This window comes from Fusicatenibacter faecihominis, assembly GCF_020686945.1.
GTDB lineage: Bacteria > Bacillota > Clostridia > Lachnospirales > Lachnospiraceae > Limivivens > Limivivens faecihominis.
This window is the reverse complement of sequence record NZ_JAJEPR010000022.1, coordinates 15651-30361: the sequence shown is the minus strand read 5'-3', so window position 1 is coordinate 30361 and position 14711 is coordinate 15651. Positions and strand designations below refer to the sequence as shown.

At 47.5% G+C, this 14711-nt stretch carries 18 protein-coding genes; 17 read left to right on the top strand and 1 reads right to left on the bottom strand.

Translation table 11 applies throughout. The features are described 5' to 3' along the window. Positions 1–86: 86 nt before the first annotated feature. The 9 genes from LKD71_RS12340 to LKD71_RS12300 all read left to right on the top strand — a co-directional run bounded on the left by LKD71_RS12340 (position 87) and on the right by LKD71_RS12300 (position 7295). Positions 87–1604: an ABC transporter substrate-binding protein gene (locus tag LKD71_RS12340; protein WP_227615646.1), complete on the top strand. Its 1518-nt coding sequence runs from the start codon at positions 87–89 to the stop codon at positions 1602–1604. Positions 1605–1675: 71 nt separating this feature from the next. Next, complete coding sequence (locus LKD71_RS12335) at positions 1676–2605, top strand: ABC transporter permease (protein WP_227615645.1); 930 nt, start codon at positions 1676–1678, stop codon at positions 2603–2605. A gap of 12 nt (positions 2606–2617) precedes the next feature. Beyond that, entirely contained in the window at positions 2618–3511 is an 894-nt protein-coding gene (locus tag LKD71_RS12330; protein WP_227615644.1) for a carbohydrate ABC transporter permease, read from the top strand. Positions 3512–3535: 24 nt separating this feature from the next. Beyond that, positions 3536–4588 (top strand): family 43 glycosylhydrolase, encoded by a 1053-nt coding sequence (locus LKD71_RS12325; RefSeq protein ID WP_227615643.1) that lies wholly within the window; start codon positions 3536–3538, stop codon positions 4586–4588. A 226-nt stretch (positions 4589–4814) separates the two neighbouring features. Continuing rightward, a complete protein-coding gene (locus LKD71_RS12320) occupies positions 4815–5450 on the top strand; it encodes an endonuclease III domain-containing protein (protein ID WP_227615642.1) in 636 nt (211 codons plus the stop codon). Positions 5451–5463: 13 nt separating this feature from the next. Next, positions 5464–5778 carry a putative signal transducing protein gene (locus tag LKD71_RS12315; RefSeq protein ID WP_178046259.1) on the top strand — a complete coding sequence of 105 codons (315 nt, stop codon included), beginning with the start codon at positions 5464–5466 and terminating at the stop codon, positions 5776–5778. A gap of 116 nt (positions 5779–5894) precedes the next feature. Then, positions 5895–6335 (top strand): COG2426 family protein, encoded by a 441-nt coding sequence (locus LKD71_RS12310; RefSeq protein ID WP_408611002.1) that lies wholly within the window; start codon positions 5895–5897, stop codon positions 6333–6335. A 126-nt stretch (positions 6336–6461) separates the two neighbouring features. Further along, positions 6462–6896, top strand: a complete 435-nt coding sequence (locus tag LKD71_RS12305) for a hypothetical protein (protein ID WP_227615640.1) — start codon at positions 6462–6464, stop codon at positions 6894–6896. Positions 6897–6911: 15 nt separating this feature from the next. Continuing rightward, the gene (locus LKD71_RS12300) at positions 6912–7295 is read left to right on the top strand and encodes a DUF3783 domain-containing protein (RefSeq protein ID WP_227615639.1); all 384 of its coding nucleotides are present in this window, start codon (positions 6912–6914) and stop codon (positions 7293–7295) included. Positions 7296–7317: 22 nt separating this feature from the next. Here the strand turns inward: LKD71_RS12300 and LKD71_RS12295 are convergent, their stop codons facing one another. After that, positions 7318–7854 (bottom strand): DUF2284 domain-containing protein, encoded by a 537-nt coding sequence (locus tag LKD71_RS12295; RefSeq protein ID WP_178046255.1) that lies wholly within the window; start codon positions 7852–7854, stop codon positions 7318–7320. A 232-nt stretch (positions 7855–8086) separates the two neighbouring features. On the opposite strand from LKD71_RS12295, the gene LKD71_RS12290 reads away from it, so the two are divergent. From LKD71_RS12290 to LKD71_RS12255, 8 genes are all read left to right on the top strand, one after another. Next, positions 8087–8749 (top strand): YkgJ family cysteine cluster protein, encoded by a 663-nt coding sequence (locus LKD71_RS12290; protein ID WP_227615638.1) that lies wholly within the window; start codon positions 8087–8089, stop codon positions 8747–8749. A 157-nt stretch (positions 8750–8906) separates the two neighbouring features. After that, positions 8907–10265, top strand: coding sequence for an ATP-binding protein (locus LKD71_RS12285; RefSeq protein ID WP_227615637.1), 1359 nt, complete (start codon positions 8907–8909; stop codon positions 10263–10265). Further along, complete coding sequence (locus LKD71_RS12280) at positions 10265–10804, top strand: hypothetical protein (protein ID WP_227615636.1); 540 nt, start codon at positions 10265–10267, stop codon at positions 10802–10804. The genes LKD71_RS12285 and LKD71_RS12280 overlap by 1 nt, the downstream gene beginning before the upstream one ends. Positions 10805–10826: 22 nt before the next feature. Next, positions 10827–11090: a protein kinase domain-containing protein gene (locus LKD71_RS12275; protein ID WP_227615635.1), complete on the top strand. Its 264-nt coding sequence runs from the start codon at positions 10827–10829 to the stop codon at positions 11088–11090. 102 nt (positions 11091–11192) lie between these two features. After that, complete coding sequence (locus LKD71_RS12270; RefSeq protein WP_227615634.1) at positions 11193–12071, top strand: SEL1-like repeat protein; 879 nt, start codon at positions 11193–11195, stop codon at positions 12069–12071. Then, positions 11969–12226 carry a tetratricopeptide repeat protein gene (locus LKD71_RS18175; protein ID WP_408611001.1) on the top strand — a complete coding sequence of 86 codons (258 nt, stop codon included), beginning with the start codon at positions 11969–11971 and terminating at the stop codon, positions 12224–12226. The genes LKD71_RS12270 and LKD71_RS18175 overlap by 103 nt, the downstream gene beginning before the upstream one ends. A gap of 100 nt (positions 12227–12326) precedes the next feature. Next, positions 12327–13442 (top strand): DUF362 domain-containing protein, encoded by a 1116-nt coding sequence (locus LKD71_RS12260; RefSeq protein ID WP_227615632.1) that lies wholly within the window; start codon positions 12327–12329, stop codon positions 13440–13442. Positions 13443–13567: 125 nt separating this feature from the next. Continuing rightward, positions 13568–14683, top strand: a complete 1116-nt coding sequence (locus LKD71_RS12255; protein ID WP_227615631.1) for a GntR family transcriptional regulator — start codon at positions 13568–13570, stop codon at positions 14681–14683. Positions 14684–14711 lie beyond the last annotated feature (28 nt).

Sequence of the window (14711 nt, the reverse complement as noted above, 5' to 3'; positions counted from 1 at the left end):
TGTTTCGTGATGGAAAAATAACAGAAAAGCAGATAAAATAAAAACATCCAAAAAACGTGTACCAAACAAAACAGGAGGTAACAGTAATGAAAAAGAAATACGCAGCAATTCTTTTGAGCGCAGTAACAGCAGTTTCAGGTATGGGCGGCGTTCTTCCGGTAAGCGCAGCAGAAGACGGCGAGATCACTGAGATCGTATGGCAGTGGCCCTCTCTTGGAAGTACCGGTTCTGGTTTTCAGGCAGTTGAAGATGCTCTGAATGCTATGACCGAGCCGGATATCGGCGTACATATCACTCTGGAACCGGTAACTTTCTCCGAATTGGCAAATGAGACGGTTCTGACCGTATCCAGCGGAGAGCAGCTCGACCTTTGCCTCTCTGTAGGAACCGGTGTCGGTAATCTGGTGAGTAGCGGCCTGATTGAGCCTCTGGATGACTATATTGATAACGAAGGAAAAGATATTAAAGAGAAATGTGGTTCTGCATTAAGTGGCGGCTATTACGGAGGAACACTTTACGGACTGCCCAATGCTTACGTTCAGGGTGAATCTTATGGCTATCTTGCAAGAACGGATCTTCTGGAGAAATATGGAATTACGATCGATGAGAACAAACTCTATACCATGGATGAATTTACAGAAATTTTCCAGAAGGTAAAAGATGGAGAAGGAGAAAACTTTTTCTGCCTGATTCCTGAGGCTACCAGTGAAGAACCCTTAAGTCGAAATGCTTTTGAGTATGATAAGCTGGGATCCACCACCGCTTCCGGTGTTCTGATGTTGGATCAGGATTTCACAAACATGACCATTTCCAATATGTATGAGACAGATGAGTATGCCAATTTCGCACAGCTGATGTATGACTGGGCTCAGGCCGGCTTCATCTCCAAGGACGCAGCTACCAGCACAGAGGACAGAAACACGCTTCTGCAGGGAGGCAATTATCTGGGATACTTCGGTTGGAGCACTCCAGGAGGTGAAGAGGCTACCGAGGCCGCAGTAGGTATGGATCTGACCGTCATTCCTGTTCTTGAAGGTTATACCGCAGGCGACCGTTTCCAGAACATCCTCTGGAGCGTGCCCATCACCTCTGCAAACCCGGCAAAAGCTGTGGAAGCTCTGAACTATATCTACGCTCATGACGAGGCTGCATGGCTCCTTCAGTATGGTATTGAGGGTCAGGACTACGAAGTAATCGAGAAAACAGATGCAGGAACCAAGATCAAATATCTGTCTGACAACCCCCAGACGCTTCCGTATTACCAGCTCTTCGGCGTATACGGTGACAGACTGGCATGGCCGGTAATGGACCCGACCCCGATTGATATGAACCAGACCATCAGAGAGTTCAGTGACAGCATTCCGGATTCCAGAAAATCCCCGGCACTGGGCTACTGCTTCATCAACGACAACGTATCTGCTGAGTATTCCGCAGTATCCGCAGTCATCCAGCAGTACATCCCGAGCGTGAACTGCGGTACCGTTGATCCGGCTACCAACCTGGCAGACTTCCAGAGCGCTCTGAAAGCAGCAGGTATCGATACCGTCATCGAAGAAAACCAGAAACAGCTGGATGACTGGGCAGCAAGTCAGGCAGCTGAGTAAAGCAGGAAAAGACAGAAACTTTCGGAGCCGGAGATTTTTTCTCCGGCTCTATCAGAGACAGGAGGAACACAATGAGTAAGAAACGGGCAAAAAAGAAAATTTCCTGGAAACGGATCTGGCCTTTTTATCTGATGGCACTACCGGGATTTCTGTATATGCTGATCAACAACTACATTCCTATGTTCGGAATTTCCATCGCTTTCAAAAAGCTGAATTTCCGCGAGGGAATCTGGGGAAGTCCCTGGGTAGGCTTTAAAAACTTCAAATTCCTTTTTGCATCCGCGGATGCCTGGATCATCACCCGGAACACGATTCTTTACAATGTGGCCTTTTTCATTGTGGGAAATGCCCTTGCTATTACCATTGCCATCCTGATCAATGAGATTCAGAGCCGTGTGGCAAAGAAGGCTTACCAGAGCCTGATCCTGCTTCCCTATCTGATGAGCTGGGTTATCGTAAGCTATCTTGCTTATACCTTTCTCTCAGCAGAGACAGGTATGTTCAACAAGAGCATTCTGGAACCGCTGGGACTTGAGGCGGTCAACTGGTATCAGGAGAAAAAATACTGGCCTTTTATTCTGATTTTCGTCTCTGTCTGGAAGAGCGTGGGTTACAGCATGATCATCTACCTTTCCAGCGTTGTCGGCATCAGCATGGATTACTTTGAGGCGGCGAAGATCGACGGAGCCAGCAAGTGGCAGCAGATCAAATACATCACCCTGCCCCTTTTGAAACCGACCCTCATCACGCTGTTTATCCTGAGTGTGGGCCAGATCTTCCGTTCCGACTTCGGTCTGTTCTATCAGATGCCGAGAAACAGCGGAGCCCTTTACTCCGTGACGAGAACCCTGGATGTCTATGTATATCAGGCTCTGATGAAAAACAACGATTACAGCATGTCCAGTGCGGCCAGCGTCTTCCAGTCTGTGGTTGGCTTTATACTGATCATTGCAGCAAACAAACTGGTGAAGCGCTATGAGTCAAACAGCGCACTGTTCTAGGAGGTGGGGAAAATGAAATCAAAAGAATATCGAAATACCCAGATCCTGGCAAACCTTGTCTGCGGGATTCTGGCTCTTCTGGCCCTGCTTCCTTTCATCCTGCTGATCGTAGCCTCTCTTACGGATAACACCTGGGCCACAGCCAACGGCTTCAGCTTTTTCCCGGGCTCCTGGAGTCTGGATGCTTACCGCTACATTGCGGTTCAGTGGGCGACCATCGGTCGGGCTTACCTTATGACGATTGTCGTGACAATTTTCGGTACGGCAGCCAGCATCATGGTAACGACTCTTTTCGCCTATGCCATCTGCCAGCAGGAAGTGCCGGGCATGAAGCTTTTGAGCTTTATGATGGTTTTTACCATGCTTTTTAACGGCGGCCTGGTAGCCACCTACTACAGCTATGTGAACTATTTCCACGTCCGCAACACGATCTGGGCGCTGATCGTTCCGAACCTTCTGATGAACGCCTTCAACGTCATTCTGGTCCGCAACTATTTCACCAACAGCATTCCGGCGAGCCTCATCGAGGCGGCAAGACTGGACGGAGCTAGTGAGTTCGGCATTTTCTTCCGGATTGTGATGCCCTTAAGCCTGCCCATCATCGCCACTATCGGCCTGATGACAGCTCTGAGCTACTGGAACGACTGGCAGAACGGTATGTACTATCTGACAGAGCGCGGCGGCGGCCAGTATTATACGATTCAGATCGTTCTGAACAACATCAACGAAAACATCAACGCCCTGCGGCAGAGTGCTTCCGCAACCGGAAACATGAACATTCAGATGCCCAGCACCACTGTCCGTATGGCGATCGCAACCGTAGGCATCCTGCCCATTCTTCTGATTTATCCGTTTTTCCAGAAATACTTTGTCAAAGGTATTACGCTGGGCGGCGTAAAAGAGTGATTTATATAAGGAGGAAAATAACTTATGAAATATAATAGTATCCGTCCGGGCCAGGTCTGGCTGGACACAAACGGCAACCGAATCCAGGCCCACGGCGGCTCCATCATCTATGTAGACGGCGTTTACTACTGGTATGGAGAGAATAAAGAGAAAACCACCGGCGAAAACAAGATCTGGCACTGGGGCGTCCGTTGCTATGCATCCACGGACCTCTATAACTGGGAGGACAAAGGTCTCATCATCCCGCCGGAACCTGACGATCCCGATTCTTCCCTGAATCCGGAAGCCTGCATGGACCGTCCCCACATCATCTACAATGCTTCGACGAAGAAATATGTGGCCTGGCTGAAGATCATGAATAAGGACAATACCCAGACCGAGACGGTTCTCACCGCAGACAACATCCTTGGCCCCTACACGAAAGTGAGGGAAGGCTTAAAGCCTCTGAATATGAGCGCCGGCGATTTTGACCTGGCAGTAGCCGAGGACGGAAAGGCCTACTATTACTTCGAGCGGGTTCACAGTGAGACGATCTGCGCGGATCTGACACCGGATTACACCGATGTGACGGGCTATTACAGCACGCATTTCCCCCATACCCAGCCGCCCTTCGTACGGGAAGCTACCGCTCATTTTAAGAGAAAAGGCAAACATTACCTCCTGACCTCCGGAACCACCGGCTATCTTCCGAACCCCTCTGAGGCAGCCATCGCAGATACCTGGCATGGCCCTTACACGGTTCAGGGCGATCCCCATGTGGACGATCCGAGCCATACTTCCTTCCATTCTCAGATCTCTTCCGTATTTAAGGTGCCTGGTAAAAAGGATCTCTACATTGCCTGTGCCGACCGCTGGCTCCCGAAGCTCATGGACCTGAAATACGAAGAGTACGCGAAAACCTTTGAGCGCATTTTCAGCGGTGACTGGAGAGAAGAAGAGCAGACCGACGACCGCCTGAATATGCCTGACATGCACAATACCTCCATTGCCGACTATGTATGGCTGCCCCTCCGCTTCGACGGCGACAAAGTCTACATCGACTGGCTGGACGAGTGGCGCATCGAAGATTACGAATAAGAAAATGTGAGAAAATATCCTGGTAAGCATGCCTTGCCGGGGTATTTTTTATATAACGGGAAATTACAATGGAGCTGCCTGTTATACAAAAAACTTTCAGGCAGGATTCTTTTTACACAAATGAAAAAGGAAGGTTGAGAGAAGAGGCAGGGTGTGATAGAATCAGAAAAGAACAATTCTGGAAGCAGACGGTGTTCTGGCTTCAGAGAAAAATAGGAGAATATCAATGACAAAGGAAGAGCTGGCGCTGGAGATTATCCGGCGCTTGAAAAAGGAGTATCCGGATGCAGGCTGCACCCTGGATTATAATGAAGCCTGGAAGCTTCTGGTAAGTGTACGGCTGGCAGCCCAGTGCACCGATGCCAGAGTCAATGTGGTCGTGCAGGATCTCTATGCGAAATACCCGACGGTCGATGCCCTGGCAGAGGCCGGGCCCGAGGAGATCGAAGCCATCGTAAGACCCTGCGGTCTGGGAAAAAGCAAAGCCCGGGACATCAGCGCCTGTATGCGTATGCTGCGGGATGAGTACGGCGGAAAAGTACCCGATGATTTTAATGCCCTCTTAAAATTGCCGGGTGTGGGAAGAAAAAGTGCCAACCTTATCATGGGTGACGTTTTCGGCAAGCCTGCCATTGTTACAGACACCCACTGCATCCGCCTGACCAACCGCATGGGCCTTGTGGACGGCATCAAAGAGCCGAAAAAAGTCGAGATGGCCCTTTGGAGAATCATTCCTCCGGAGGAAGGCAGCGATTTCTGCCACCGCCTGGTCATGCACGGCCGCGAAGTCTGTACCGCCCGTACCAAACCCTACTGCGACCGCTGCTGCCTGAAAGACATCTGCCCGAAGATTGGGGTGTAGATCGGAGGAACCAATGAATAAAAAAATAACCGTTTATTACGCCAAAGACGCCGACGAGGCTGCCCGCATTCAGGCGGTGCTTCAGGCCAACGGGATCGAGGCGGAGGAGAAAAGCCTGGGAGAGCATGTTTATCATGATATTTACGGTGGAAACGGCGCTTACGGAAGAGAGATCCAGGTGGAGGAAGAGAAGGAAGCACAGGCCAGGGCCGCCATCAATGCCTGGTGCTCTGGAAAAGAAACTACGGAAAAATCCAGAAATCTTTCCGGAAAAATCCTCATTGCCGTTGCCGTCCTTCTTGTTATCATCCTTCTGTTTCTGAGATAAATCAGACGATAGAAAATGGTTGTACAAGAATCACATTTCGTATACAATAGTAACAGCATAGAAAACAAGGAGGAAACATTTTGATTGGAAAATATTTATGGGTATTTCTGATTTCCATGGTGCCCATCATTGAACTGAGAGGAGCCATTCCCGTGGCTGTGGGAATGGGACTGCCTCTGATCCCGTCCTACATCATCTGCATTATCGGAAATATGCTTCCGGTGCCCTTCATCTATTTTTTCGCACGGAAAGTGCTGATATGGGGCTCCGATAAACCCGTCATCGGAAAATTTTTCACCTTCTGCCTGGAAAAAGGCGAAAAAGGTGGCAAAAAACTCCAGGCAAAAGCGGGCAGAGGCCTCTTCGTTGCCCTGCTCCTTTTCGTGGGAATCCCCCTTCCCGGAACCGGAGCTTGGACAGGTACCCTGGCAGCCAGCCTTCTGGATATGGATTTCAAGTCCAGCGTCGTGGCTGTTATGTGCGGCGTTCTCCTGGCAGGCGTGATCATGGCGCTGATCAGTAACGGCGTTCTGGGAGCTTTAAGTTTTATGCTGTAAAATCAAACCGCTATCCTGGAAAAATCCGGGAGAAGCGGTTTTTTTGGTTGACAGTAAGGGGGCAACGTGGGAAAATTAAAGTAAAGTGTGAGGGAAAAATGACAGAAAAGGCAGAGGAGACGATCCATGAAAAAGCAGCAAAAGAAAAAGCAGACAGCAGGAATCCGAAAAATTTTAAAGCTGAAACCCACCTGTTTCAGCGCGATGGCTCTTCTGATCCTTCTGGTGCTGGCCTTTCAAGTGTGGCACAGGGACGAGAATCCCCTTCTGAAAAAGAACAACTCCATCACTCTGTACCGGGAGGTATACGAGGGGCAGATGCCGGAGTTCCGGACAGAGGTTTTCTTCCTAAACAATCATTTTGACTACGAAAAAGTGACCTACGATACCTCGGCGCTGGACGTCAACACGCCGGGCGTCTATACGGTTCCGGTGCTGTACGACGGCGAAGCCACCAACTGCGTGGTGGAGGTGACGGTGAAAGCCTCAGAAACGGATGAAACCCAGGAGACAGCTCCTGCCGGTTCCGGAGAGGCCTGGGAAGAGGCAGAGACAGAATAGGAAGGCGGGAGTGCAATGGGAATGTTACTGGCATATGAACTGGAAAAAGGAACGGAACGGGAGTTGAAAAGCCTGGCGGCGGCCCTGGGCCATCAGGTGAAAATGGTGAGCAGCTCCAATTATGGCGAACCTCTTGGCTATGTGGCCGGGATCACAGGCTTTAAAAAGACCAACGCCAAAGACACAGGAGAAAAAATAGGCAGCGAAATGCTGATTTTCTGCGGATTGGACAGTGAGGCCATGGATGCACTTCTGGCAGCCCTAAAGGAGCGAAAGCTTCGGATTCCCTTAAAAGCGGTGGTGACTCCCTACAACATCCAGTGGTCCTCCAGAATGCTTTACGAAGAACTGAAAAAAGAACATGAGAGTATGACAGCAATGAAAAACAGCCCCCGATAATGCGGAAGGGCTGTTTGCTTTGTCAGGCGTTAAAGAGCAGCAGAGTGAAATAAGTGACCGTGTCATTTCCATAATTGAAGCAGATGTTCATGGCTTCTACGGTCTGCATAAGCAGGATTCCGTGGCTTTCCACGGTGGCCACCCGCTTGTCCGGATGACGGCAGGGAGCGTTCGGATAGGCACAGGTTTCACACTGCATGCAGCCGGTAGAGAGAGCCAGAACTTCGCCGAATTCCTGGCGGAAACGGTCGCGAAGCTCCAGAGTCAGGTCCTCATGCTCCTTCCGGGCCTTGAGACAGGCCTCAAAATTCAGGCTGTCCTCCACCTGGGCAATGGTGGCAAAAAGAAAAGCCCTGGAAAATTTTTCGCATTTTTTGATACAGCTTTCAATGGAACCAATGGCTGGCGGACAGGCCCAGGAATGGCCGTAATGCTCACATTCGTGTTCACACAGAAAGCGGACCTTTTCCGAAAAAATCAGGTCCTTCCGGTCCAGATAATGAAACTCCAGGATCGGATAATCATAGATAAAAGATTCAATGGTTTCTTTATATGACATAAAATAACTCCTTCATAGGTAAGTGTTGGGAGCAGCAGCTTTTACTGGACAACTTCTGCCCGGAGGCCTCAAAGGAGGCATGAGCCTTGTGGATCCGCTCTGTTTCAAGTATAAGCGCAGACAGTCGGGAATGTCAACAGAAGCAGAAAAAGCGGAGGGCAAATATTTCTCTTCTTGTAACGGTTTGCTGCCGTTTAGTTACCTCTGATTTAAAGAAAGGAAAAAATATATTATGAAACGACAGGTAAGTATTGAAGAAATCTGGGATGGCCGCTTTTACGGCCCCGGAGATATGGTAAAAATTGGCTGCGGCGAGTGCAGCGGCTGCTCCGACTGCTGCAGGGGCATGGGAAAAACGATCATTCTGGACCCGCTGGACATATACCGGTTGACAGAAGGCCTCCATATGGATTTCCAGCAGCTCATCGGCAGCCATCTGGAGCTCAACGTGGTGGATGGCGTGATTCTCCCCAACCTTCTGGAGGCAGGCGCCGAAGAAGTCTGCACCTTTTTAAATAAGGAAGGCCGCTGCAGCATTCACAGCATCCGTCCCGGCGTCTGTCGCCTCTTCCCCATGGGACGCTACTACGAAGGTGGCAGCTTCCGGTATTTTCTCCAGGTCGGCGAGTGCCAGAAAGAGCCAAAAACCAAAGTGAAACTGAAAAAATGGCTCGACACCCCGGAACTTTCTCGTTACGAGAAATTTGTCAACGACTGGCACTACTTCCTGGAGGCCGTGGAACACATCCTCGGCGATCTCTCCAACGAAGCCACCGCCAAAAAGATCAACCTCTACATCCTCCAGAACTTCTTCCTCCAGCCCTGGAGCGGCGATTTCTACGAAGAATTTGACCGCCGCCTGACCGAGGCCAGAAGGATGATTGGGGTGGCGTAAATAAATAATAAGAGCAAAAAGCAGGAATCTTAAAAAAGAGGTTTCTGTTTTTTTATGGGAATAAAAACAGTAAATATAGATATAATAAAAAATACATTTTGTATTTATTTTGCTGAAACTATATGATATAGTGGAACTAAGAATGGGGGAAAACATCATGAATGATATTTATTTACTTAATTATTCGGTCAGAGGAATAAAGACCTTAGATCAATTGGTTTCGCTATCATTTTATAAAAAGACGATTTCCAGAGATATGGATACGCAGGAATATAACATCAAAGGAATTTATGGTATGAATGGTTCCGGTAAGTCAGGAATTATTACCTCCGTTGCGATTCTCAAAAATCTTTTGATTGATCCGGATTATTTAAATAATCCGATCACGCAGAAAAATCTGGATGGGATTATAAATAAGAAAACAAAAGAACTGTTTATGGAAGCTGATTATCTGGTTGACTTGAAAAAAGATTTGTTTTGTTTTCGATATTGTGTGACTTTAGCAAAGGATGTATCTGGAAAATATGTAATTTCACAGGAATCGTTGGCTGTTCGGAAAGCCACATCGAAAAGTGATGAGCTGGGAATGATTTTTAAGGTAATTGCCGGTAAAGTGGACTTTCTTTATGGAGAGAAAAAAGAGGATTCCTTTTCTACTGCTGTCATAAATAGAACGATGAATTTATTGTCGACGACTTCCATGTGTGCGTTACTTTGTGGAAAGTTTTTATATGAAAACAGGAAGAAAATTCAGGAAAACCAGATTGTTTTTGTTAATACCATCAGTAACCTTTATATTTTGGGACACAAGTTGCATATTTATCTGGATCAGTCTGATGATCACAGAGAATTTGCAGCGATAAATTCAATGGAAAGTTATGAAAACAAATATGTTTCCGTACTTAAAAGTTATTTGAGAATGGATAACGATATCCTTAGTGTAATATCCGTTACGAGGAACCTTGTTTTAAAAGAAAAATACGCGCAATTTGAAAAAACGATCCATCGCTTATATGAGTTTCTCCATATTTTCAAATCGGATTTACAGGCTATAGAAATCGACAGAAAAGAAAATCAGGACTTTTTTGTCTGTGATCTGGTTATGGTCTATGATTCTTATAAGATTCATGCAGAATATGAAAGTACAGGTATTAAGAAATTAGTCCGCCTGTTTGCCTATTTAAACGAAATGGTTCGCGGTGGGATCGTGTTTATTGATGAGTTCGACTCGAACCTTCATGACGTTTATCTCTGTGCCTTACTGGAATATCTGATGGAATATGGAAAAGGACAGCTGTGTTTTACGACTCACAATGTAGGCCCCATGGATGTCTTAAAACAGCGAAAGAAATCCATCGATTTTTTGTCGGAGGATCATAAAATTTATCCGTGGACAAAGAGCGGTAATTATTCACCTTCGAGACTCTACCGAAATGGCATGATTGAAGGTTCGCCGTTTAACGTGGATTCTATTGACTTTATCAGCGTATTTGGTTCAGGTGAGGAGGATGAATAATGGGAGTTCAGCTGATCTTTACCGTCGAAACCAATAAAAAATGTAATTCTGACTGGATCTACATTAAAGATACGGTGGAACATTTTTATGCATATGAGCGTACACAGCTTAAACTCAGCGTAGTATATCTGGACGGAAAAGGAAACTACAGCAGTAAAAAGAAGCAAAAAGAGATAGATTCTTTGATTTCTCAGTATCGGGCCACATCAAAAGCAAATCAGTCAAAAGTAATCTGCTGCTTTGACTGCGATGACTATGACAGCAAACAGGAAGATCGGAAATTTCTTGAAGATGCTGAAAAATTCTGTAAGGATAAAGGCTATGAATTTGTCTGGTTCTGTAAGGATGTAGAGCAGGTATACATAGGAAAAAGAGTAGCCGCTATGCAGAAGAGAAAAGAGGCGGCAAAATTTGCAGAGAAAAAGCAGATTAATACGGTTGCTCCTGAGAATCTTACAGCAGTAAAATATCGGGTGAATAGAAGCAATATTATGAAGGTTCTGGATAGTTGTCCGGAGTTGATTCGGAAAAACTCGTAAATTGTGAGAGGGAGGAGAAAAAATGGGAAACGAAACTGTATATCGGGTTATGAATCATGTCGATGGCATGACATTAAAGGAAATGGTTATGAAGAGCGGAAAGCTGACCTATGAGAAGCTCTGCAGGTATTTATGCCCTGTGATGAAAGATTTGTCGAAGATTCATGAAAAAGGAATCATTCATGGGGCTATCTGCCCGGATAACATCATGGTTAATGCGGATGGAGAAGTGCATCTGCTGGATCTTGGCGTGGCAAAAGACCTGTATGAGACGAAAGAAACTTAAAAAGAAGACAGCGGAAAAATCCGTCGTTACCTTTCTCCTTTGAAGGAAACGCAGAAAGAGGACCTCGGAAAAGCACAGGCAAAAAATGCGCCGCAATCTACAATGGTATTAAGGAACGGCTTCCGGGCGCTGGAGCAGTATCAAACGAATGGCGAAATCGGCCCATGGACCGATGTGTATGCGATGACAGCGACGATGTACTACCTACTGTCAGGAAAAGACCTGCCGACACCGATGGATCGTCTGGATTCTGAAAAAGAAAAAACGGTTCAAAATGTAATAAATGGCCTGGAGATTCCGGAAAAAACGAAGGAAGGCATGAGAAAAGGGCTTGCCATTTTGAAAAAAGACAGAATTGGAACGATGAGAGAGCTTCTGGAATACTGTTCGGAAGAACCGGTTCCAACCGCTGCGTCTCCATCGAAACGGAGACGAAAATGGCCCATTTTTTTATTGGGAGCTGTGGTAATCGCAGGAGGAGCCTACGCGGCAAAGGTCGGTTTCCATTCGACGAAAAGCGCGGAGCAGTATTACGAAGAAGGAAATTACGAGGAGGCGCTGGCAGCGTATCGGGAGGCCGGAGACACGGAAAATGTGGAACGTGTGCTTCGGGCGGCATATGATCGGGCAGAAGATTATAGTCAGGGAAATAATGGATATGAGAAAAATGAGGAAGAAGCCATTCGATATTATAAGCTGGTAGCCGAAAGTGACGGCGATATCAATGAGACTTTTGTGAATGTCTCCTCTTATAATCTGGGACGGATTATGGCTTATAATGAAACAAAAGAAGACGATACCGAGGCAGCATCCTGGCTTGAAAAAGCTGCTTCGAAAAGCGATATAGTCGCAATTATGCAGCTGTTCTTTTGGGAGATATGTATGCAAATGGGCAGCTGGGGGAGCCGGACTATAGTAAGGCAATCGAGCTTTATAAACAAGCTGCGAACAATGAATATGGGCTTGCAATGCTACGTTTAGGCAGGACCTATGAAAATGGCTGGTATGATACAGAAATCAATCTGGAAGAAGCACTGAAGTGGTATCAACTGGCTGCAGACCAAGATTATGACTGGGCACAGGAATGTGTGGACCGTGTTGAATCGGCTCTTCAGAATGCTGCTGAAGACAGCTGACAGAAAAACTCCACCGATTTACTCCCTGTACGCCAGCCCCTGATCGTGTTAAAATAAGGACAAACGCCTGTTTAAAAGGCACGACAGGAGACGCTATTTTATGATTCAGACACTGAAAACCGTAAAAGAATACAAAGAATCCCTCATCGCCCCGGCGATCCGGGAAATGCTGGATGCACTGGATATTACCAGAGATCTGAAGCCCGGCATGAAAGTGGTCATCAAACCCAACCTCGTTATGGCGAAGAAGCCGGAGGCGCCGGTAACCACCCATCCGCTGGTGGTAAAAGCTGTGGCGGAATGGCTCCGGGAGCAGGGGATCGAGGATATCACGCTGGCGGAGAGCTCCGGTGGCCCCTATACGCCGGAGCATATGAAGCGGATCTATCACGTCTGTGGTATGGATACCATTGGTGACAGCATTCACCTGAATGAGGATTGCTCCGCAGAAACGGTGAATACCAGGGAAGGCTTTGCCAATCACAGCTTTCACCTCATCACGCCGATCGTGAAGGCAGACTATATCATCAATATTTGCAAGCTCAAGACCCATGCTATGACCGGCTATTCCGGCGGCATCAAGAACCTTTTCGGAACGATTCCGGGCCTTGAGAAACCGCAGATGCACTACCGCTGGCCTGAGATCGAGGATTTCTCCCGGATGCTGGTGGAGCTTGCTGAGACCGTAAATCCGAATCTTACGATCATTGACGCCATCGACGCCATGGAAGGAAACGGCCCCACCGGCGGCACCTCCCATCCGCTGAACCTTCTTCTGGCTTCCAGGGATATCTGGACCCAGGACTATTTTGCAGCAGGCCTCATGGGCCTTGATCCGATGGAGATTGTCATGATTCGTCAGGCCGTGGAAAAAGGCCTCGCGAAACCGGATGAACTTAAGATTGTGGGCGACCCGGTCCCGGAAGGTCTCACATCCTTTAAAAAGCCGGATTCCATCAGCCTGGATTTCACGGGAAACGTGCCGGGCTTTTTGCGGAAACCCTTCGTCTTCGTGGCCTCCCGCCTCCTCAAATCCTACCCCCAGGTGAATCCCAAACTCTGTGTGGGCTGCGGAAAATGCGCCGAGAGCTGCCCCGCAGGCATCATCCGCATCGAAAACAAAAAAGCGAAATTCCGGAAAAAAGGCTGCATCTCCTGCTTCTGTTGCCAGGAAATGTGCCCGAAAAAGGCGATTTATGTGCGAAAAGCGCTGTAAAAAGGGAAAAATGTCTAGTTTCACCTGATAAATGTTATATTGACATGTCATTCAATAATACATATAATACATTTAAAAAGAATGGAAAGCGTTCCTTTGTGAATGCTTGTGACAGAGGTGAAAAGGTGAAAAGAGACCCGTTATATCTGAAAATTTATAATGATCTGCTGGCCGGAATCAAAAACGGTACTTATGCTTCGGGAAGCAGGCTCCCATCGGAGAAGGAACTGTCCAGTAACTATGATGTGAGTCGTATCACGAGCAAGAAAGCGCTGGAGATGCTGGCAGAGCAGAATATGATAACGAGAATGCCGGGAAAAGGTTCTTATGTGTCTTATTCCGGTGAAAGAGTAGATGAAATTGTGGATGGAATCCTGATCGAACGGCAGCCAGAAGGAAAAAAAGTAATCGGAGTGATCGTCGATTCCTTTGGCGTTGCCTTTGGAAGCCAGCTGGTTTGCGGTATCGAGTGGGAATGCCGGGAGCAGGGCTACTATATGATGCTGCGGTGTACCTACGGAAGCGTGGAGGAGGAGGCGAAAGCCATCGAGGATCTCAGGGGCTTTGGGGTCTGCGGCATCATTCTGATGTGCGTGCAGGGTGAAACCTATAATGCGGCAGTGCTCAAGCTTTCTGTGGAAAAATATCCGGTTGTCCTGGTGGACCGGGAAATGAAGGGAGTACCCATTCCCTGCGTGGGAACGGATAACTACAATGCGGTGAAGGAACTGATGGACATTCTGTTTGAGGATGGTCATAAAAATATCTGTTTTCTATCACATCCCTTCCTTCGGACTTCTACGGTGGAGGCCCGGTTTGAGGGCTATAAGGACAGCTATCTGGAACATAACCTTGTGACGAACGAAGGTCTCTGGATCACGGATATCGGTTCCATGGTTCCGCAGCATGACAGGAAACAGGAACAGGAAGAGGCGGATCAGCACAGAATCGAGAACTATATTCTGGAGAATCCCCAGGTGACTGCATTCCTGGCAGTGGATCATACGACCGCTGTTATGACTTATAAGATATTGAAAAAGCTAAATTTAGATCAGGAAAAAGAACTGATATTTTTTGACGGCGTTGATGAAAAAAATGACGCCAGCCCGATTTTTACCCATGTTATGCAGGGAGAAGGAGAGATTGGGAGAACGGCTGTCAGATATCTGATCGATCGGATAAGAGGAAGAGAAGTACCGGAGAGAACCTACATCCCATACGATATTGTCAGGGGAAAATAGAAAAAAACAAGACAGAAGACTGGAATCC